20 protein-coding genes are annotated in these 18,853 nt (G+C 70.6%); 7 read left to right on the top strand and 13 right to left on the bottom strand.

Annotation, left to right across the window (positions count from 1 at the left end):
• Positions 1 to 99 precede the first annotated feature (99 nt).
• From OG741_RS22605 to OG741_RS22590, 4 genes are all read left to right on the top strand, one after another.
• Positions 100 to 1,242, top strand: coding sequence for a threonine aldolase family protein (locus tag OG741_RS22605; RefSeq protein ID WP_405600628.1), 1,143 nt, complete (start codon positions 100 to 102; stop codon positions 1,240 to 1,242).
• Positions 1,243 to 1,346: 104 nt separating this feature from the next.
• Positions 1,347 to 2,471: a DUF5937 family protein gene (locus OG741_RS22600; RefSeq protein ID WP_405600626.1), complete on the top strand. Its 1,125-nt coding sequence runs from the start codon at positions 1,347 to 1,349 to the stop codon at positions 2,469 to 2,471.
• 128 nt (positions 2,472 to 2,599) lie between these two features.
• Positions 2,600 to 2,851 (top strand): hypothetical protein, encoded by a 252-nt coding sequence (locus tag OG741_RS22595; protein ID WP_266479677.1) that lies wholly within the window; start codon positions 2,600 to 2,602, stop codon positions 2,849 to 2,851.
• Between the two features lie 11 nt (positions 2,852 to 2,862).
• Positions 2,863 to 4,056, top strand: a complete 1,194-nt coding sequence (locus OG741_RS22590) for a flotillin family protein (RefSeq protein ID WP_405600624.1) — start codon at positions 2,863 to 2,865, stop codon at positions 4,054 to 4,056.
• 55 nt (positions 4,057 to 4,111) lie between these two features.
• Here the strand turns inward: OG741_RS22590 and OG741_RS22585 are convergent, their stop codons facing one another.
• Genes OG741_RS22585 through OG741_RS22575 form a run of 3 tightly spaced genes read right to left on the bottom strand, consistent with a single transcriptional unit; the run spans position 4,112 to position 6,629 of the window.
• Positions 4,112 to 4,714, bottom strand: coding sequence for an AAA family ATPase (locus OG741_RS22585; RefSeq protein WP_405600623.1), 603 nt, complete (start codon positions 4,712 to 4,714; stop codon positions 4,112 to 4,114).
• 4 nt (positions 4,715 to 4,718) lie between these two features.
• Positions 4,719 to 5,396 carry a response regulator gene (locus tag OG741_RS22580; RefSeq protein WP_405600621.1) on the bottom strand — a complete coding sequence of 226 codons (678 nt, stop codon included), beginning with the start codon at positions 5,394 to 5,396 and terminating at the stop codon, positions 4,719 to 4,721.
• Between the two features lie 33 nt (positions 5,397 to 5,429).
• Positions 5,430 to 6,629, bottom strand: a complete 1,200-nt coding sequence (locus OG741_RS22575; RefSeq protein WP_405600619.1) for a sensor histidine kinase — start codon at positions 6,627 to 6,629, stop codon at positions 5,430 to 5,432.
• Positions 6,630 to 6,728: 99 nt separating this feature from the next.
• Between OG741_RS22575 and OG741_RS22570 the strand changes: the two genes are divergently transcribed.
• Together OG741_RS22570 and OG741_RS22565 are read left to right on the top strand one after the other, a co-directional pair.
• On the top strand, positions 6,729 to 7,682 hold the full coding sequence (locus tag OG741_RS22570) for an SAM-dependent methyltransferase (RefSeq protein ID WP_405605712.1): 954 nt from the start codon (positions 6,729 to 6,731) through the stop codon (positions 7,680 to 7,682).
• A 53-nt stretch (positions 7,683 to 7,735) separates the two neighbouring features.
• A complete protein-coding gene (locus OG741_RS22565) occupies positions 7,736 to 8,878 on the top strand; it encodes an NADH-quinone oxidoreductase subunit D (RefSeq protein WP_405600617.1) in 1,143 nt (380 codons plus the stop codon).
• A 12-nt stretch (positions 8,879 to 8,890) separates the two neighbouring features.
• On the opposite strand, the gene OG741_RS22560 is transcribed toward OG741_RS22565, so the two are convergent.
• From OG741_RS22560 to OG741_RS22545, 4 genes are all read right to left on the bottom strand, one after another.
• Entirely contained in the window at positions 8,891 to 9,880 is a 990-nt protein-coding gene (locus tag OG741_RS22560) for a hypothetical protein (protein WP_405600615.1), read from the bottom strand.
• A 106-nt stretch (positions 9,881 to 9,986) separates the two neighbouring features.
• Positions 9,987 to 10,958 (bottom strand): ABC transporter substrate-binding protein, encoded by a 972-nt coding sequence (locus tag OG741_RS22555; RefSeq protein ID WP_405600614.1) that lies wholly within the window; start codon positions 10,956 to 10,958, stop codon positions 9,987 to 9,989.
• Between the two features lie 22 nt (positions 10,959 to 10,980).
• Positions 10,981 to 11,649 carry an ABC transporter permease gene (locus tag OG741_RS22550; protein WP_405600612.1) on the bottom strand — a complete coding sequence of 223 codons (669 nt, stop codon included), beginning with the start codon at positions 11,647 to 11,649 and terminating at the stop codon, positions 10,981 to 10,983.
• A complete protein-coding gene (locus tag OG741_RS22545) occupies positions 11,649 to 12,377 on the bottom strand; it encodes an ABC transporter permease (protein ID WP_405600610.1) in 729 nt (242 codons plus the stop codon). Before OG741_RS22545 ends, OG741_RS22550 begins: the two co-directional genes overlap by 1 nt.
• A gap of 128 nt (positions 12,378 to 12,505) precedes the next feature.
• On the opposite strand from OG741_RS22545, the gene OG741_RS22540 reads away from it, so the two are divergent.
• The gene (locus OG741_RS22540) at positions 12,506 to 13,669 is read left to right on the top strand and encodes an ABC transporter ATP-binding protein (RefSeq protein WP_405600607.1); all 1,164 of its coding nucleotides are present in this window, start codon (positions 12,506 to 12,508) and stop codon (positions 13,667 to 13,669) included.
• Between the two features lie 100 nt (positions 13,670 to 13,769).
• Here the strand turns inward: OG741_RS22540 and OG741_RS22535 are convergent, their stop codons facing one another.
• The 6 genes from OG741_RS22535 to OG741_RS22510 all read right to left on the bottom strand — a co-directional run bounded on the left by OG741_RS22535 (position 13,770) and on the right by OG741_RS22510 (position 18,850).
• Positions 13,770 to 14,258 carry a DUF3180 domain-containing protein gene (locus tag OG741_RS22535; RefSeq protein ID WP_405600605.1) on the bottom strand — a complete coding sequence of 163 codons (489 nt, stop codon included), beginning with the start codon at positions 14,256 to 14,258 and terminating at the stop codon, positions 13,770 to 13,772.
• A 48-nt stretch (positions 14,259 to 14,306) separates the two neighbouring features.
• Positions 14,307 to 14,906 carry a 2-amino-4-hydroxy-6-hydroxymethyldihydropteridine diphosphokinase gene (folK, locus tag OG741_RS22530; RefSeq protein WP_361902826.1) on the bottom strand — a complete coding sequence of 200 codons (600 nt, stop codon included), beginning with the start codon at positions 14,904 to 14,906 and terminating at the stop codon, positions 14,307 to 14,309.
• Positions 14,903 to 15,262, bottom strand: coding sequence for a dihydroneopterin aldolase (gene folB, locus OG741_RS22525; RefSeq protein WP_266479715.1), 360 nt, complete (start codon positions 15,260 to 15,262; stop codon positions 14,903 to 14,905). The genes folK and folB overlap by 4 nt, the downstream gene beginning before the upstream one ends.
• Positions 15,263 to 15,455: 193 nt before the next feature.
• Positions 15,456 to 15,902, bottom strand: coding sequence for a nuclear transport factor 2 family protein (locus tag OG741_RS22520; protein WP_405600602.1), 447 nt, complete (start codon positions 15,900 to 15,902; stop codon positions 15,456 to 15,458).
• Positions 15,899 to 16,756, bottom strand: a complete 858-nt coding sequence (gene folP / locus OG741_RS22515) for a dihydropteroate synthase (protein WP_405600600.1) — start codon at positions 16,754 to 16,756, stop codon at positions 15,899 to 15,901. The genes OG741_RS22520 and folP overlap by 4 nt, the downstream gene beginning before the upstream one ends.
• Positions 16,757 to 17,017: 261 nt before the next feature.
• Positions 17,018 to 18,850 (bottom strand): phosphatidylglycerol lysyltransferase domain-containing protein, encoded by a 1,833-nt coding sequence (locus tag OG741_RS22510; protein WP_405600598.1) that lies wholly within the window; start codon positions 18,848 to 18,850, stop codon positions 17,018 to 17,020.
• Positions 18,851 to 18,853 lie beyond the last annotated feature (3 nt).

The raw sequence follows: 18,853 nt of genomic DNA, 5'->3' as shown, positions 1-18,853 counted from the left end.
CGATTTCCCGTCATGCTACGCCAGCGCTTGGCCACCCCTTGCGGTTGTCCACAGGCTGTGGGTCGTCCGTACGACACGGGCGTGGGCGATGATCTGTGGATGACTGAGCAGAGCGAGCAGGACCAGCGCCGGCGCAGGCTTGCGGCATGGCGGGCCTGTGACCGGGTGCTGTCGCGGGGCTCGGCCGACCGCCGCGTCGGCGAGCGGCTCTCGGCTCTGGCGGCGGACGCTCGGTCCGTCTACGACCTGGACGAATGGACCGACGTCTACGGAAACGGGGTCGTCGCCGAACTGGAGCAGCGGGTCGCCGAACTGCTCGGCTTCCCGGCCGCGGTGTACTTCCCGACCGGGACGATGGCGCAGCAGGTGGCGCTGCGGTGCTGGGCGGGACGTACCGGGAACACGACGGTCGCGCTGCATCCCAGGGCGCACCCGGAAGTGCACGAGCGGGGCGCGTTCGGTGCGCTGAGCGGGCTGCGCACTGTCCACCCGACGAGTGAACCGCGGCTGCCCACAGAGGATGACGTACGGGACTTCGAGGAGCCCTTCGGGGCGCTGATGCTCGAACTGCCGCTGCGGGAGGCGGGGTTCGTACTGCCGGCGTGGGACGAGCTGGTGGCCGTGGTCGAGGCGGCGCGCTCCCGCGACGCGGTGGTCCACTTCGACGGCGCGCGCCTGTGGGAGTGCGTCTCGCACTTCGGCCGCCCGCTGGAGGAGATCGCCTCGCTCGCCGACAGCGTGTACGTGTCCTTCTACAAGTCGCTCGACGCGCTCTCGGGCGCGGCACTGGCGGGCCCGACGGATCTGATGGACGAGGCCCGCGCCTGGCGCCACCGGTACGGCGGCATGCTCTTCCAGCAGTACCCCGCGGCACTGTCGGCACTGCTCGGCCTGGAGCGCGAGCTGCCCCGGCTGCCGTCGTACGTGGCCCACGCGAAGCTCGTCGCGGCGACGCTGCGGGAGGGCCTGGCGGCGGCGGGCGTGCCGTGGTTCCGGGTCCACCCCGGCGAGCCGCACACCCACCAGTTCCAGGTCTGGCTGGCAGGCGACGCGGAGGCGCTGAACGAGGCGTCGCTGACCCAGGCCGAGGAGACGGGCGTGACGCTGTTCCGTCACTGGTCCACGGAGGGGTGCCCGCCGGGGATCACGGTCACGGAGGTGACCGTGGGGTCGGAGGGGCTGGAGTGGACGGGGGAGGACGTGCGGGATGCGGTGGAGGAGTTCGTGCGGCGGGTGGGGTAGCTCCCCCACGGGCCGGCGCCCCCGCTTGGGCTCCCGCCGATTGACGAGCCCCGTCAAATGACGCGGGACCACCTGACCGCACCCCGCACCATGGAGGGGTGAGCGTGAGCATCGACATCGCGGGGCTGCCCCCGGAGCGCATCGTCTTCGAGATTTCCCCCCTCGCCGAGCTGGGCGTGGCGCTGCACGCGCTCGCCGAGCCCGGACACCATCCCGGGCTGCACGGCTGGGCCACGGCCACCTCCGCCGGGCTCAAGCCCGATCTCGCGGACCGGCTGCACGAGGCCGAGTTCCTGTGGCGGACCACCTTCTCGGACGTCTTCATGCCGTTCGCCGGGCTGCCCGCCTCCGCCCGTGGGCACGGCGACAGCACCGGCGCGAGCCTCGCCGACGAGCTGGACATGCTCGACCGGCTCGACGACGAGCGGTTCGTCTCCGCCGCCCTGGAGTTCACCTGCGTCAGTACGTACGGGACGGGCGTGCCCTCCGCCCTCAGCGACCCGGTCCGCCGTGAGCGCGCCCTCGAACTCGCCGCCACCCGCGGCCCCAAGCAGCTCGACTTCACCCGGCGGCTGCTGGACGACCCCGTCTCCGTACGCGCCTGGGTGCGCCGCCTCTTCGAGGACTGCGACCAGGCGTTCTTCGCCGACACCTGGCGCCGCATCAGCACCCAGCTCGCCTCCGACGCCCGCCACAAGACCGAGCTGCTGCGCCACAAGGGCCTGGCCGAAGCACTGCACGCCGTCTCCCCGGCACTCGCGGTGGACGAGGACCACACCCGTATCAGCGCCGACAAGCTCGCGGACGGGCATACGACCGCCGTCGACCCGGTCGTCGGCGCCGGGCTCTCCCTCATCCCGTCCAGCTTCGGCTGGCCGCATCTGATGGTGCTGCACGCGCCCGGCTGGCGGCCCGTGATCCACTACCCGGTCGGCTCGCCCGCGCTGCCGGGACCGGCTCCCGTAGAGCTGCTGAAGCTCCGGATGGAGGCGCTGGCGCACCCCATGCGCATGCGCCTGTGCCGCAACCTCGCCCGCGCCCCGTACACGACGAGCGAGCTGGCGGACACGTACGCGATCACCGCGCCCGAGGTCTCACGGCATCTGGCCGTGCTGAAGAAGGCCGGGCTCATCTCCACCCGGCGGCGCGGCCGTTACGTACTGCACCAGCTGGACGTCACCGCCGTCGCCCGCCTCGGCAGCGACTTCCTGGAGACGGTGCTCCGCTAGTTCGGCGGTGACCGGGAGGTCCACCGCCCGTCCACCTTGTGGATCAAACAGGGCCCCGAGGATACGCCGCCGATACCAGCGGGTCTAAGGTCTGAAATCGGGGACAGAACGATGGGAGGCGGCCGCCAGTGGCACAGGACGAGGCCGTGATCGGCTGCCCCGGAGAGCTGCTCATCGGTACGCGTGGAGCGGCCGGTCCCGGCGAGATCCTGGTACGGGTCAGAGGCGGATCCGAGACGTTCCTCGCCTGGTCCGAAGAGCCCCTGCCGAGGGGCGCGACCGTGCTGGTGATCGGATCCCGCGGCCATCGCCAGGTGGACGTCATCGAGTGGGCCGATCCGTTGGATGCGCTCGGCGGCGGCGCCGTCGGCGCCGGCTAAGGAGACGAAGGATGTTCGGTTACCGGGTTCCGGCCCCCGACGAGGCGATGCTGATCTCGGGAGGCAGGCGGGGTCTTGGGGGTGCGCCGTTCCGTGTGGTGACAGGCCACGGCAAGTTCGTGCTCCCGATCTTCCGCAAGACGCGCTTCCTCACCCTGTCGATGTGCGAGTCCGAGGTCACCGAGACGTGTGTCACCCGGCAGGGCATCGCACTTCACGTCCGCGCCGTGATCGCTTTCAAGGTCGGCAATGACCACGAGAGCATCATCAACGCGGGCCAGCGATTCCTCTCCGACCAGGACCAGATGTCGGTGCTGACCGGGCGGATCTTCGCCGGCCACCTGCGCGCGATCATCGGCTCGATGACGGTCGAGGAGATCGTCACCGAACGGCAGAAGCTCGCGGCCGAGGTCCTGGACACCTCGAAGACCGAGATGGCCAAGATCGGTCTGATCGTCGACTCGCTGCAGATCCAGTCGATCGACGACGGCGACACCGGCTACATCGACGCGATGTCGGCCCCGCACAAGGCGGCCATCCAGCGGCAGGCCCAGATCGCCCAGGCCCAGGCCACCCAGGCGTCGGTCGAGGCCCAGCAGGTGGCCGCGCGGAACCAGGCCGAGTACGCGCGACAGACCGCGGTGGTGAAGGCGGAGTACTCCGCGGAGGTGGAACGCGCTCAGGCCAAGGCGGCGCAGGCCGGGCCGCTGGCGAAGGCGCACGCGCAACAGGAGGTGCTCGCCGCGCAGACCGAGCTGGCCCAGCGCGCGGCACAGCTCCGCCAGCAGGAGCTGATGGCCGAGATCGTCAAGCCGGCCGAGGCCGAGGCCGAGCGGATCAGGGTGCTGGCCGTGGCCGAGGCGGAGCGGATGAAGATCCAGGCCGAGGCCGCCGCCTCGTACGACCGGGTGGCGCTGGACCGGATGCTGATCGACCAGCTGCCGCAGATCGTGAAGGAGGCGGCGGGCGGCCTCGCGGGGGCCAACGTCAATGTGCTCAACGGCGCCGACGGCCTCGGCGAGATCGCGGCGGGCCTGGTCGGCCAGGGACTGACGATCCTGGATTCGGTCAGGCAGAACCTGAGCGGTTCTGATCAGCGCCCGGAGAAGCCGGAGAAGGCCGACGGCAGGCTCGGGCTTCCGGGACGCCTGTCGGCGCCCGACAAGGGCACGGACAAGAAGGACGGCCCGGTCGTCATCGACTAGGGCGCCCTGTCCGGCCGATCAGGCGCGAGCCCGGCAAGATCGGCCGGACGGGACCTCAGTCGAAGCGGATGTGCCGCAGGCCGATCCGGATGCGGCGCAGCCGGTGCCGCAACGCCCCGTCCCTGTTGGGCTCCAGCGCCAGCCCCGCCGACTCCGCGATCCGGTCCGCCACTTGAGGCACACTCACCCGGTCGGTGTGGACGTGCTCGGCGAACTGCGGCCCGCGCAAACGCTCCAGACACAGGTCCAGCCGCCGCACGGCGAAGCTCTCGCGCTTGAGCCCACGGCCAAGTCCGCGCTCGCTCAGCCGCCGCAGCACGGTCTCGCGTTCGGCAAGCAGTGCGAAGTGGTGCACCTCGTGTCCGGCCTCGCGCAGCCGGCCCACCGTCTCCTCGAAGTACGCCGGTTCGATCAGCGTCATGGGCGCGATCACCACGCCTTCGTACGAGCGCAGGCTCAGATCGAGCACCTCGTACACGCCCTGCCGCCAGGCGGCCAAGTCCTGGAAGTCGCCCCGCAGTTGCGGCGGCGCCATCCGGTGCAGACCGAAGCCGACATGCTCCGGATCGCAGACGACGCTGCCCGGCAGGCGTCGCTTCAGCTCGTACGCGGTCTGGGTCTTGCCGCCCCCGAACGGGCCGTTGATCCAGAGCAGCATCCCGTCAGAACACCGGTCCGCCGCCCGCCCGCACCAGGCCGGTCTCGTACGCCAGCACCACCACCTGGACCCGGTCCCGCAGGCCCAGCTTGGTGAGGATGCGGCCCACATGGGTCTTGACCGTGGCTTCGGAGAGCACCAGACGGCCGGCGATCTCGCCGTTGGACAGGCCCTGGGCCACCAGCATCATCACCTCGCGCTCGCGCTCGGTGAGCCGCTCCAGCTCCTTGTGCTGCGGCTCGCTCATGCTGCTCGGCAGCATCGGCGAGAAGCGGTCGAGCAGCCGGCGGGTCGTGGACGGCGCGACCACCGCGTCGCCGCTGTGCACCGAGCGGATCGCGCTGAGCAGTTCGGCGGGCGGCACGTCCTTGAGCATGAAGCCGCTGGCGCCCGCCTTCAGCCCGGAGAAGGCGTACTCGTCCAGGTCGAAGGTGGTCAGGATCAGCACCTTGGGCGCCGTCGGCTCGGCGCAGATCCGGCGCGTCGCCTCGACCCCGTCCAGCCTGGGCATGCGTACGTCCATCAGCACCACGTCCACGGCCGTGGAGCGGAGGTTCTCGATCGCCTCCGCGCCGTCGCCCGCCTCCGCGACGACCTCCATGTCCGGCTGGGCGGCGAGCACCATGCGGAATCCGGTGCGCAGCAGCACCTGATCGTCGACGAGCATCACGCGGATGGACATGTCAGTCGGTTCCTCGGTCTCTTGTGGGCGGGCCTAGTGGGCGGGCTTGAGGGGAAGCAGTGCGCTGATACGGAAGCCTCCGCCGGGCCGCGGCCCCGCGTCGAGCGTGCCGCCGACCATACCGACGCGCTCGCGCATGCCGATCATCCCGTGGCCCTTTCCGTCGGCCCCGCCGTCCTCGTACAGCTCGTGTGCCGAACCGCGGCCGTCGTCCTCCACCAGCAGGCCGAGGCCGTCGTCGAAGTACACCAGCCGCACACTGGCGCCGGCTTCGGGGCCGCCGTGCTTGCGGGTGTTGGTCAGCGCCTCCTGGACGATGCGGTACGCCGTGAGCTCGACGCCGCTCGGCAGTGGCCGCGGTGTGCCCTCGATCTTGAAGTCGACGGTCAGGCCCGCGCGGCGCACCTGCTCGACCAGGTCCTCGATCTGCTGCACATCGGGCTGCGGGACGTACTCCCCGCTCTCGGGGGCGTCGCCGGTGCGCAGGACGCCGAGTAGCCTGCGCATCTCCGCGAGCGCCTGGCGGCCGGTGGTGGAGATGGTCTCCAGCGCCTGCTTGGCCTGGTCGGGCGCGGCGTCGAGCACGTACGCGGCGCCGTCGGCCTGCACGACCATCACCGAGACGTTGTGCGCGACGACGTCGTGCAGCTCGCGGGCGATCCGCGCCCGCTCTGCCGCGACGGCGACCTTCGCCTGTGCCTCGCGCTCCTTCTCCAGCCGGGTGGCACGCTCTTCGAGCTGGGCGAAGTACGCCCGCCGGGTGCGTATCGAGTCGCCGAGCACCCAGGCGAGGGCGAAGGGCACCGTCATGACGATCGTGACGAAGATCCTGCCGCCGACGCCGCCTTCCTCCTCCGGCCAGCGCAGCTGCGCCAGGGTGGCCGCGGACATTCCTCCGGCGAGCGCGAGACGGGACGTCCAGCGCGCCCCGTCATGGGCGGCGACGGTGTAGATGATCACGAGCATCGCGAAGTCGCCCGGATTGACGTCGACGTCGAGCGCGAGCTGGGCGGCGCCCAGCAGCGCGGCGAGGATCAGCATCTTCTCCGGCATCCGGCGGCGAAGGGCCACCACCACGCTCAGCAGGAGAACGATGAATCCCGCCGACCACTGGGTCTCGACCCCGACCGGCACGTCGATCACCCACAGCATGGAGAAACCGAAGAGCACGACAGCCCAGAAGGTGTCGACGCCCGTCGGGTGTCTGCGGATGAAGTCATAGAGGCGCTGCACGTAACCCAGAGTAGGGAAAGCAGATAGGTGCAGGGGTCAACCGGAGGGGCGATCCGGGCGGCCGGGGCGTACTCCCCAAGGTGGAGACTTGTGCGCGTGATGGATGACGTGACTGATGAGACGTGTCAATGGCGGGGCTGGCGGGAAGCCGCTCAGGCCGCACTGTACGGTCCCGGCGGCTTCTATCTGCGGCCCGAGGGACCTGCCGGGCACTTCCGTACGTCCGTGCACACCTCGCCCCTGTTCGCCTCGGCAGTGGCCCGTCTGCTGACCTCACTCGAACTCGACGACATGGCACTCGTCGACGTCGGCGCGGGCCGCGGAGAGCTCCTCACCGGCGTACTGGCCGCGCTCCCCTCCGGCTTCCCGCTCCGGGCGTACGCCGTCGAACAGGCCCCCCGGCCCGCGGACCTCGACCCGCGCATCGAGTGGTGCGCCGAGCCGCCCGCCGGCGTGAGCGGACTCCTCTTCGCGAACGAATGGCTGGACAACGTCCCGGTGGACGTCGCCGAGGCCGATCCCGACGGGGTGGCGCGCTACGTCCTCGTACGCCCGGACGGCACCGAGCGCCTCGGCTCCCCCGTCGAGGGCGCTGACGCGACGTGGCTGGCGCGCTGGTGGCCGCTGACCGAGCCCGGAACGCGGGCGGAGATCGGGCGCCCGCGCGACGAGGCGTGGGCGTCGGCGGTGGGCACGCTGCGCGCGGGACTCGCCGTCGCGGTCGACTACGCGCACACGGCCGGGTCCCGGCCGCCGTTCGGCACGCTGACGGGCTTCCGCGCGGGCAGCGAGGTACGCCCGGTCCCGGACGGCAGCTGCGACATCACGGCGCACGTGGCCCTGGACGCCTGCGCACTGCCGGGCGCGGAACTGCGCACCCAGCGGGACGCGCTGCGCGACCTGGGCCTGACCGGCGCACGCCCACCCCTGTCCCAGGCATCGTCCGACCCGACGGCCTACGTCCGCGCACTGGCCTCGGCGAGCGAGGCGGCGGAACTGACGGCCCGCGGCGGCCTCGGCGACTTCGGCTGGCTGGCGCAGCGCATCCGATGACCGGGGTCCGGGGCGGAGCCCCGGGTGCTCACCGCACAAGGGATACTGGCCGCATGACGGAGACGACGGTCGGCATCGGCGGCGCGGCGGAGAGCACCGACATGGTGCTCAACATCGGCCCCCAGCACCCCTCCACCCACGGCGTCCTCCGCCTGCGCCTCGTCCTCGACGGCGAGCGCATCCAGCACGCCGAGCCGGTCATCGGCTATATGCACCGCGGCGCCGAGAAGCTCTTCGAGGCGCGCGACTACCGCCAGATCGTCATGCTGGCCAACCGCCACGACTGGCTCTCCGCCTTCTCCAACGAGCTCGGCGTCGTCATGGCCGTCGAGCGCATGCTCGGCATGGAGGTCCCGGAGCGAGCGGTCTGGACCCGTACGCTCCTCGCCGAGCTCAACCGGGTGCTGAACCACCTGATGTTCCTCGGGTCGTACCCCCTCGAACTGGGCGGAATCACCCCGATCTTCCACGCCTTCCGCGAGCGCGAAGAGCTCCAGCACGTCATGGAGGAGGTCTCCGGCGGCCGGATGCACTACATGTTCAACCGGGTCGGCGGCCTCAAGGAGGACCTCCCGGCGGGCTGGCTCGGCCGGGCACGGCACGCGATCGCGGAGCTCAATTCGCGGATGGACGTGTACGACCGCCTCGTCCTCGGCAACGAGATCTTCCGCGGCCGTACGCGCGGCGTGGGCGTGCTCCCGGCCGAGGCGGTGCACGCCTTCGGAGTGAGCGGCCCGATCGCCCGCGCGTCCGGCGTCGACTTCGATCTGCGGCGCGACGAGCCGTACCTCGCGTACGGGGAGCTGCAGGACACCCTCAAGGTCGTCACGCGCGCGGACGGCGACTGCCTGGCCCGCTTCGAGGTGCTGCTCGATCAGACGCACAACGCGCTGGAGCTGGCGGACGCCTGCCTGGACCGGATCGCGGAACTGCCGCCCGGCCCGATCAACCAGCGGCTGCCTAAGGTGCTGAAGGCTCCCGAGGGCCACACCTACGCCTGGACCGAGAACCCCCTGGGGATCAACGGCTACTACCTGGTCTCCAAGGGCGAGAAGACGCCCTACCGGCTCAAGCTGCGCTCGGCGTCGTACAACAACATCCAGGCGCTGACCGTGCTGCTGCCGGGCACGCTGGTCGCCGACATGGTCGCGATCCTGGGATCGCTGTTCTTCGTCGTCGGCGACATCGACAAGTAGGCGAGGGGCCGGTCAGCTGACCGCGTCGCGCAGCTCGACCACGTCGAGCGTCTCCGTTTCGTCGTGCGCGGTCAGGTCGATGACCTTGCCGACGGCACGGGAGTCCGCCGGATGCTCCGCGGCCAGGGCCTCCTCGCCCACCACATCGGCGAGATCCTCGTCCTGCACGGCCTCGATCGCCTTCTGCGCGCCCGCTCCCTCGGCGGCCGTGCCGAAGAAGTCGAAGCCGCCCTCGGGGCGCTTGACGGGGCGACGCTGCGGGCCGTACGGAACGATCGCGGTGGCCGCGGGAACGGGACGACGGGCGGGAACGGCGGACGTCGGGCGGGTGTGCTGCTCTCCCCCGGCGGCCGCCGCGTGCTTCCCCTGCGGCTCGTCCGCCTCACGGGACCGCTCGGCCAGATCCCGGGCGCGGGCCTCCTCGACGGTTCTCTTCGCCTCCTGGGCCGCGGCGTTGCGGGACAGCTCGTCCAGCGCCTTGTTGGCCCGCAGATAGGTCGCCGGGGTGGGCGTGGTCCCCGCCGGGGGCAGCGCCTTGACCGGGGACGCGGCTTCCAGCGCGAGCTGCCGGCGGTCCTCCAGGACACCGGCCCGGTCGGTCTCGGCGGTCGCGTAACGCCGCAGCAGGGCGGCGTGCTCACCGCGGAGCGCCGCCAGCTCGACGCGCTTGGCGCGCAGCTTCGCATCGAGCTTGGCGCGCAGCTCGCGCGATTCGTCGATGTCGGTTTCGAGTTCGGCTATGCGCTCCTCGGTCTTCCACGCGTCGCTGGCGCGGGCGCGGGTGAGCTCCGCGACGCGGCGACCCGCGGAACGGTCCCAACTGCGCATGAGGACCGCACCGGTCACTGCCGCGGCCGTCGCCGCGGTGACCAGCGAACGGAGCATGACCGGCTCGGTGAGAAACCACGCGCCGGCGGCACACAGAACCGACGCTCCGGCGACCGCCGAGGGCGGCAGCAGCCTGTGAAGGGGTGGGGAATGACGGTGGCGTCCACGTGGCATGGCCCGAAATTTACCCTGCGTAGACGCCGAATGGGGTGTCGGCCCGGCAAATCTCTCGCTCAAGAACGCCGGGCCGCACCGCCGCCACTTCCAAGGCGGCCTCTCGCTACTTCTTGAGCAGGCCCTTCGACTCGAGATATGCCTTCGCCGCGTCCTCGGGCTTCGCGCGCTCCGCGTCCACCTTGCGGTTCAGCTCGGCGAGATCCTCGGTGGTCAGCACCTTGGTGAGCTTGCCGAGTACGTCGGCTATCTCCTGGGAACCCGCGTCCTTGGCATTGACCACCGGCAGGACGTTGTCGGCGTTCTGGAGCTTCTTGTCGTCCTCAAGGAAGACCAGTCCGTCCAGCACCGCGTCCGTGGTCGTGGTCAGCACCAGCTGGTCGGCGCCGTCCTTGACCGCCTGCTTGGACTGGGGAGTGCCCACGCCCTTGGGGTCGATGCCCACGACATCAATGCCGTACGTCTTCTTCAGTCCCGGTGCGCAGAAGGGCCGCACCTCGCACTCGTCGCCCGCCGCGATCTTCACCTTGAGCTTCGACTTCCCGAGGTCGGAAAGCGTCGTGAGCTTGTTCTTCTCGGCGAATTCCTTGCTCACCGCGAAAGCGTTCTGGTCGACGGCCGCACCGGCCGGCAGCACCTTCAGCCCGCGCGGCTCGGCAAGCTTGGTGAGAGCCGCGACGGTGGCCGCGACATCGCCGGAGGCGACCGGCTTCCCCTCGGGCGCCTTCGGGCCGTTCACCTTCGCGTTGAGGAATTCGGCGATCGTCGCCGCGTATTCCGGTACGACGTCTATCTCGCCCTTCTCCAGGGACGGCTCGTACAGCTCACGGTTCTTCACCGTGGTGACCGAGGTCTTGTATCCGGCGTCGCCCAGGAGCTGTGCGTAGAGCTCGGCGAGCACCTTGGACTCGGTGAAGGACGCGGCGCCGATGACGAGCGTGCCCTTCTTGTCCGAGCCGCCCCCCGAAGCCGAGCCGCCCTTCTCCTTTTCCAGGCTGTCGCCGCCGCATGCGGCGAGAGAACCCGTCAGGGCCACCACACCGAGTACAGCACCCGCGATGCGCGAGGTCTTGATCATCAGGTTCTCCGTCCAAGTGTTGTCACACGGTCTTACGGAGGGGGTTCAGCAGCCGGTCGGCCGCGACCAGAACCCCCTCGACAAAAAGCGCGAGCAGCGCCGCGAGGAGCGCGCCCGCCACCACCTGCGGGGTGTTGTACGTGTTGAATCCCGCGGTGATGATCCGGCCCAGGCCGCCCTGGCCCACCATCGAGGCGATCGTGGCCGTGGCCACCACCTGGACGGCGGCCGACCTGAGCCCGGTCATGAGCAGGGGGTAGGCGAGGGGCAGTTCGACCCGGAAGAAGAGCTGGCCGCCCGACATGCCCATCCCCCGCGCGGCCTCGACCACCGCCCGGTCCACCTCCCGCATCCCCACATAGGCGTTGGTCAGCAGCGGCGGCACGGCGAACAGCACCAGGGCGATGATCGTCGGCAGATAGCCGGCGCTGCGCAGCGGCGTGAGCATGAAGAGGGCGAGGACGGCGAAGACCGGGATCGCCCGGCCCGCGTTGGAGATGTTGACCGCGAGCGCGCCCCCCTTGCCCAGATGCCCCAGCCACAGCGCGATCGGCAGGGCGATCGCGCAGGCCAGCGCCAGGGACACCCCGCTGACGTACACATGCTCGCCCAGCCGGTGCCAGGCACCGCTCTCCCCCGACCAGTTGGAACCGGTGGTGAGCCACGTCCACGCGTCGGCGAGGACTCCCATCAGACCGCCACCTTCACCTTCGGTGCCGGCGCCGCGGCCGGTTTCGCCGTGCGTATTCGGGTCCAGGGGGTGAGCAGCCGCTGCAGGCCGAGCAGCAGCAGATCAGCGACGGCCGCGAGCAGCACACAGAGCACGGACGCGGTCAGCACCTGCGCCTTGAAGGTGGTCTGCACTCCGTCGTCGATGAGATTGCCCAGACCGCCCTTGCCGACCAGCGCCCCGACCGTCGTCAGCGCGATCGTCGAGACGGTCGCTATGCGCAGGCCCGCCATCAACGCTGGCAGCGCGAGAGGCAGTTCGACCTCCCAGAGCAGCCGCCCCGGGCCGTACCCCATCCCGCGCGCGGCTTCCCGCGCCTCGCCGGGCACCGCGTCGAGACCCGCCATGATGTTCCGTACGAGAATGGTGAGCGAGTACAGCACCAGGCCGGTGACCACCAGCGCGGCCGACAGTCCGAAGACGGGCAGCAGCAGCGAGAACATCGCGAGCGACGGAATGGTGTAGAGCAGAGTCGTCAGCCCCAGGACCGGGCCCGCGAACCGCGGTTTGGCGCGTGCGAGCAGAGCCAGCGGAAAGGCCACGGCAAGGCCGATCAGGACGGACACCACGGTGATCCAGACATGCTGGATCGTCGCGTCGGTCAACTCCTGGCTGCGGGTGCGCAGATACTCCCCGCAGATCCAGTCATTGGCTGCCAGACAGCTCTGCGCAGCGACCTGCGAACTCATGCACCCCCACCTCCCCAGCAGTGCCGAACGTATGTCTGGCGACCATATCCCTGAGCACTGACAATCGCCGAGGGCCGCCACATTGCAGCAACATGGCCTTCACACAACACCCGTCACAATGGGGAACCATGATCCGATTCGAGCACGTCACCAAGCGGTACCCGGACGGAACGACAGCCGTCGACGACCTGTCGTTCGAGGTCGCCGAGGGCGAACTGGTCACGCTCGTCGGGCCGTCCGGCTGCGGCAAGACCACCACCATGAAGATGGTCAATCGCCTGATCGAACCGAGCAGCGGCCGGATATATCTCGACGGGGACGACATATCCGCCATCGACCCGGTCCAACTGCGCCGCCGAATCGGCTATGTGATCCAGCAGGTCGGTCTGTTCCCCCACAAAACGGTCCTGGAGAATGTCGCGACAGTCCCGCATCTCCTCGGCTGGAAGCGCGGCAAGGGCCGCGAGCGCGCCGCCGAACTCCTTGATCTGGTGGGCCTGGACCCGTCGGTGTACGGCGACCGCTACCCCGAGCAGCTCTCCGGCGGGCAGCGCCAGCGCGTGGGCGTGGCCCGGGCACTGGCCGCCGACCCGCCCGTGCTGCTGATGGACGAGCCGTTCGGCGCGGTCGACCCGGTGGTGCGCGAGCATCTGCAGAACGAGTTCCTCAGGCTCCAGTCGCAGGTCCGCAAGACCGTGCTCTTCGTCACCCACGACATCGAGGAAGCCGTACGCCTCGGCGACCGTATCGCCGTCTACGGACACGGGCGCATCGAGCAGTTCGATGCACCGGCCGCGGTCCTCGGCACGCCTGCCACCGACTACGTCGCGGACTTCGTCGGCGCGGACCGCGGTCTCAAGCGGCTGTCGGTCACCCCCATCGAGGAGAGCGATCTGGACCAGCCGCCCGTCGTCCGGCTCGATGACCCGCTGCCGCGCGAGATCGGCTCCCGCTGGGCCGTCGTACTGGACGGATCGGGCGACCTGCACGGCTGGATCTCGGCCGAGCAGGCACAGCAGAAGGGCTCCGTACGCGAACACGCCCGCCGGATGGAGGCCTGGCTGCCCGTCGGCGCATCGCTCAAGCAGGCCTTCGCCACGATGCTCCAGCACGACGCGGGCTGGATCGCGGTCATCGACAAGGAGGAGACCGGGCGTTTCCTCGGTGTGCTCACCCCGGCCCGGCTGCACGAGGCGCTGCGCCGCTCGATCGACGCGGACGCACAGGACATCCCGCGCACGGAAGTCTCGCTGGAGACGATCGAGACGGTCTCGGCCGTGACGAAGCTCTGAGGAAGGTGCCGCGGGGAGCGAGGCTGACCCAGGGAGCGAAGCTGACCCAAGGAGCGAAGTGGCCTCAGAGAGCGGAGCTGGCCCAGGGAGCGAGGCCGTCTCAGAGAGCCGTCGGGGCCGCGCCGCTCCCGTTGTCCTCGTCCTCGGGGAGTTTGCAGACCCGCTCCAGGAAGAACGCCGCCGCGATCACGCCGATGCCCGCCACCACCGAGAAGCCCGCGTAGATCGCCTGGTCCCGGCGGGCCGGAATGTCCAGCGAGCCGAGCAGGTAGACGCCGGTACCGGCGTACATCCCCGAGACCAGCGCCGCCACCAGCGCGCTCGCCTGGCCGAAGACCACCGCTCGGGCCGCCATCAGCGGCTCCACGCCCTTCGCACCGGGGCGGCGTTCGCGCTGGGCCCGGAGGCGGGCGCGGAGGGAGAGTGCCGTCGCCGTGAGGACGACCGCGATCACCGCCAGCACGATCGGCGCGGCAAGCGGCACCTTCGGCAGGGTGCCGAACGCCTCCCACAGGCGGGCGCCGCCCCACGACAGCACGCCCGCCGCGGCGAAGAGACCGGCCAGTACACCGAGCCGTAGTTGCTTCACCGAGAGCGCCGCCCTTCACCTGTCTTGCGTATCCGAAGAGCCTAACGACTACTCGGGGAGACGGAGTTCCAGGTCGGCCCGGGCAGCCACACCGTCCTGTGCGACGCCGGCCAGCAGCTGGGCGACCGCTCCGCGGCCGGGCAGCTGTGCCTCCGGCTCCACGTCGTGCCACGGAGCGAGCACGAACGCCCGCTCGTGGGCGCGCGGGTGGGGCAGCGTGAGCGCCGGGTCGTCGGAGACCACATCGGCGTACGCCACGATGTCGACGTCGATGGTGCGCGGACCCCAGCGCTCCTCCCGGACCCGGTCGAAGGCCTCCTCGATGGCCTGACCGCGCTCCAGCAGGGAGGAGGGAGGAAGCGTGGTCTTGATCACGACCACCGCATTGAAGTACGAGGGCTGAGTGCCGGGCTCGACGCCCCACGGCTCCGTCTCGTACACCGGAGAGACGGCCTTGACCCGCAGGCCCGGGGTGTCCTCCAGCGCGTCGATCGCGCCCTGCAGGGTCTCCAGGCGGTTGCCCAGGTTGGAGCCGAGAGAGATCACAGCCCGTTTCGGGTTGGACAGGGTGACATCCGCCGCGTCGACCTGTTCCACCACGGAGGCGGGCACCGGCTGCACGGTCGGGTCGCTCTGGGTCGCATTCATACTCGGCTCCGGGTGATCGTGATGGTCACGTCGTCGAAGGGCACCGTGATCGGCGCGTCCGGCTTGTGCACGACCACCTCGACCTCTTCGACGCCGTCGTGCTTGAGGCACTGCTGCGCGATCCGCTCCGCGAGCGTCTCGATCAGGTCGACGGGCTCGCCCTTGACGACCGCGACGACCTCCTCGGCGACGATGCCGTAGTGCACGGTCTTGGCCAGGTCGTCGCTGGCCGCCGCGGGGCGGGTGTCGATGCCGAGCACCAGGTCCACGATGAAGGTCTGGCCCTCCTGGCGCTCCCGGGGGAAGACGCCATGGTGCCCGCGGGCCTTGAGGCCGCGCAGCGCGACACGATCCACGCGAATCACTCCTGCTGTTGTTGGTCTTGCGGGCACACTGCCGCGTGCGGGCGGCACGGTATCCACATTCGAATCTACCTGCGGGCACCGACAGTGCCCGCCAACGGGGGCTGTGGACGGGCACTCCGCGAGGCTGGTAGCCGCCCCTACCCGGAGGGCCGGATTTCCAATCCCCGAAGGCCCGCCTACCCACTTATGAGGGGGTTTCGTCGTCCTCTTCCTCGTCGCTTTCCGCCAGAACGGGTGATCCGTGATGTGACCAGATCTTCCAACCGTCCGATGTGCGGCGAAACACATTGGTGGCGACGACGAGCTGGCCGACGAGGGGGCCGAGTTCGCCGCTCTCCTCGGCGGGACCGCCGCTGAGGATGTTCTCCGTACAGGTCACCAGGGCGGTGTCGCCGGCGAGGCTGACCTTCACGTCCGTCAGGAAGAACTGGATGTACTCGGTGTTCGCCATGATCAGGGCGTACGAGCGGAGCACCTCGCCGCGGCCGGTCAGGACCGGCCAGCCGGGGTGGATGCAGGAGATGCCCTCGTCCAGCCAGAGGCCGGAGAGCTCCTCGAAGTCACCGCGCTCCATCGTCTCGTAGAACGTGGTGTTGGCCTCTTCCACCAGCTCCACGTCAGTACGGCTCACCGGGCACCCTCGACGGCGCGGGCGACGCGGACGGCGTCCGCCGTGGCGCGCACCTCGTGCACGCGTACGGCCCATGCGCCCTCGTGGGCCGCGATGGCGGACACCGCGGCGGTCGCGGCGTCCCGCTCGCGGGCCGGTGGCGGGGCGCCCTCCCTCGCCAGTACGTGGCCGAGGAAACGCTTGCGGGAGGCGGCGACGAGGAGGGGGCGGCCGAGCGCGCGGAGCTCGTCGAGGTGGGCGACGAGGGCGAGGTCGTGCTCAGCCTGCTTGGCGAAGCCGAGGCCGGGGTCGATGACGATGCGCTCGGGCGAGATGCCGCCCGCGACGACGGCGTCCATGCGGGCACGCAGTTCGCTGACGACTTCGGCGACGACGTCGGTGTAGACGGCGCGGGCGTTCATGTCCTGGCTGAAGCCGCGCCAGTGCATGACCACGAAGGGGACCCCGGTGGCGGCGACAGCGGGGACCATACGGGGGTCGGCGAGGCCGCCGCTGACATCGTTGACGAGTACGGCGCCGGCGGCGACGGCCCGTTCGGCGACGGAGGCGCGCATGGTGTCGACGGAGACGGTAACGCCCTCGGCGGCAAGGCCGCGTACGACGGGAATGACGCGGCGCAGCTCCTCGTCCTCGTCGACGCGACTGGCACCGGGCCTGGTGGACTCGCCGCCGACGTCGACGAGGTCGGCGCCCTCGGAGACGAGGTCGAGGCCGCGCTTGACCGCGGCGGTGGTGTCGAACCAGCGACCGCCGTCGGAGAAGGAATCGGGCGTCACATTGACGACCCCCATGACCGCACAGCGATCCCACTCCGGCAGGCCGCTGGCCGTGCCCCGTCCGCGCAACGTACTCATACGCCCAGCCTAGGCCCGTGGGGCGGGCCGGACGTCACGCCGGTGGCGGACGAGGGATTTGTCCCCACCCGCCCGCCCTGTGCATACGGGGTTGCTGGGCACCCGCGCGCGCACGTGGCCCGACCCGCGCGAAGTGGCGGCCACGCGGCGAAAGCGGGCGCCTGAGCCCGGCCCCCGGTCAAAGGGCTGGGCTCAGGCGCCCCCACACGAACCCCGCCGTCCCGGGCGGCGGGCGGGGCGGCAGGGCTGGCTGTTACGGCGTTACGCCGCCTGAACCTCGCGTTCCGGCTGGTGGACCGTCATGTGCGCGCACGGGCGGGGCTGGCGCGGCGGGCGGCGGCGCGGGAAGAGGCGCGGGAGCGCGACATTGACGAAGCCCTCCGCCTGCATCGCCGCGAAACCTATCCGCGGCAGGTCGCGCGTGTTGCGGAAGACCACGAAGCGCGGCTCCCAGCGCGGCTGGAACTTCGCGTTGAACTTGTACAGCGACTCGATCTGGAACCAGCGGGAGAGGAACACGAGAAGTCCGCGCCACATCCGCAGCACCGGGCCGGCGCCGATCTTCTCGCCGCGTGCCAGCGCCGAACGGAACATCGCGAAGTTCAGCGAGACCCGCTCGATCTTCAGCTCGGGCGAGGCCTGCAGGGCGGCCACGATCAGGAGTTCGTTCATGCCCGGGTCGGCCGAGCGGTCGCGGCGCATGAGTTCCAGGGACATGCCGTCCGGCCCCCACGGGACGAAGTGGATGATCGCCTTCAGGTCGCCGTAGGGAGAATCGGGGTCCTCCTTGTGCGCCGTCGCGATCACCGCGTCGCCGTCGGCCGCGTCGCCTATCCGGCCCAGGGCCATCGAGAAGCCCCGCTCAGTGTCGGTGCCCCGCCAATCCGCCGCGGCCAGACGGACGGCCTCCAGCTCCTCGTCGGACAGATCACGGGCTCGCCGTACCCGCGTGGTGTACCCATTGCGTTCGATGCGCTTCACCATCTGGCGTACGTTGCGCATCGCGCGCCCGGTGAGCGAGAAATCCGCGACGTCCACCACCGCCTCGTCGCCGAGCTCCAGCGCGTCCAGTCCGGTCTCCCGGGTCCAGACCTCACCACCGGTCTCCGAGCAGCCCATCACCGCCGGGGTCCAGGAGTGCGCCTTCGCCTCGTCCATGAAGCGTTCGATCGCGCCCGGCCACGCCTCGACGTCGCCGATCGGGTCGCCGCTGGCGAGCATCACGCCGGAGACCACGCGGTAGGTGACCGCGGCCTTGCCGCTCGGCGAGAAGACGACCGCCTTGTCGCGGCGCAGCGCGAAGTGCCCGAGCGAGTCCCGCCCGCCGTGCCGGGTCAGCAGGTCGCGCAGCCGGAGCTCGTCGTCCTCGGTGAGGCGCGCCGCCGGGTGCTCGGGGCGGAAGGCGAGATAGATCGTGGTGACGGCGGTCAGCAGGCCGAGCGCGCCGAGGGAGTAACCGACCGTCCAGGACACCCCGTCGGCATAGTCGACGGGACCCTCGAAGCCGAACAGCCCGTACAGGACATGCTCCAGGCGGTCCGCCAGGCTGGGGCTGCCGACCTCGTTGTGCGGATGTGCGCTGACGATGACCAGGCCGAGGCCCAGGGAACCGGCGCCCATGAGGATGAAGTTGGCGAGCGCCTTCCAGCGGCTGCGCGGGTCGGGCAGCGCGGCGAACTCACTGCGGTGGCGCAGCAGCAGCGTCAGCAGCAGCAGCGAGACCAGCGCGCCGATCACCGAGTGACGGTAGACGAACTGCCCCACCGCACCGACGGGCAGCAGGATCACCGCGGCCCGCCAGGCACGGCGCTTGTGCCGCTTGAGCCCGTGGGCGAGCAGCAGGAGCAGCACGCCGACGCTCAGCGAAAGTGCCGCGGCGAAGGGCCCGGTGGCCCCCGGCAGCACCTCGGCGAGCGAGTGCATACGGCTGTGCCGGAACCGGGGGAACACCCCGGCGGCAATGTCGATCAGGCCGACGAGTGTGCAGGCCGTGCCGACCAGCGAAGGAACCACTTCCGGTCGGGGGCCGCGCAGAACGCGACGTACCCGATCCGGAACCGATCCTGATTTGTCCCCATCTACCGTTGCAGACATCGC

Origin of the sequence: Streptomyces sp. NBC_01410 (genome assembly GCF_045040195.1) — a bacterium.
In the GTDB taxonomy this organism is placed as follows: domain Bacteria; phylum Actinomycetota; class Actinomycetes; order Streptomycetales; family Streptomycetaceae; genus Streptomyces.
Note: the sequence above shows the minus strand (reverse complement) of the source record. Positions and strands in the feature narration are given on the sequence as shown.

What these genes read in the sequence shown, in the direction of transcription:
- OG741_RS22550 (WP_405600612.1), bottom strand. Translation starts at nt 11,649, where the DNA reads ATGGGAGTCCTCGCCGACGCGTGGACGTGGCTCACCACCGGTTCCAAC.
- OG741_RS22540 (WP_405600607.1), top strand. Translation starts at nt 12,506, where the DNA reads ATGATCCGATTCGAGCACGTCACCAAGCGGTACCCGGACGGAACGACA.
- OG741_RS22580 (WP_405600621.1), bottom strand. Translation starts at nt 5,396, where the DNA reads ATGTCCATCCGCGTGATGCTCGTCGACGATCAGGTGCTGCTGCGCACC.
- folK (WP_361902826.1), bottom strand. Translation starts at nt 14,906, where the DNA reads ATGAATGCGACCCAGAGCGACCCGACCGTGCAGCCGGTGCCCGCCTCC.
- OG741_RS22510 (WP_405600598.1), bottom strand. Translation starts at nt 18,850, where the DNA reads ATGTCTGCAACGGTAGATGGGGACAAATCAGGATCGGTTCCGGATCGG.
- OG741_RS22560 (WP_405600615.1), bottom strand. Translation starts at nt 9,880, where the DNA reads ATGCCACGTGGACGCCACCGTCATTCCCCACCCCTTCACAGGCTGCTG.
- OG741_RS22585 (WP_405600623.1), bottom strand. Translation starts at nt 4,714, where the DNA reads ATGCTGCTCTGGATCAACGGCCCGTTCGGGGGCGGCAAGACCCAGACC.
- OG741_RS22555 (WP_405600614.1), bottom strand. Translation starts at nt 10,958, where the DNA reads ATGATCAAGACCTCGCGCATCGCGGGTGCTGTACTCGGTGTGGTGGCC.
- OG741_RS22570 (WP_405605712.1), top strand. Translation starts at nt 6,729, where the DNA reads ATGGATGACGTGACTGATGAGACGTGTCAATGGCGGGGCTGGCGGGAA.
- OG741_RS22590 (WP_405600624.1), top strand. Translation starts at nt 2,863, where the DNA reads ATGTTCGGTTACCGGGTTCCGGCCCCCGACGAGGCGATGCTGATCTCG.
- OG741_RS22545 (WP_405600610.1), bottom strand. Translation starts at nt 12,377, where the DNA reads ATGAGTTCGCAGGTCGCTGCGCAGAGCTGTCTGGCAGCCAATGACTGG.
- OG741_RS22605 (WP_405600628.1), top strand. Translation starts at nt 100, where the DNA reads ATGACTGAGCAGAGCGAGCAGGACCAGCGCCGGCGCAGGCTTGCGGCA.
- OG741_RS22565 (WP_405600617.1), top strand. Translation starts at nt 7,736, where the DNA reads ATGACGGAGACGACGGTCGGCATCGGCGGCGCGGCGGAGAGCACCGAC.
- folP (WP_405600600.1), bottom strand. Translation starts at nt 16,756, where the DNA reads ATGAGTACGTTGCGCGGACGGGGCACGGCCAGCGGCCTGCCGGAGTGG.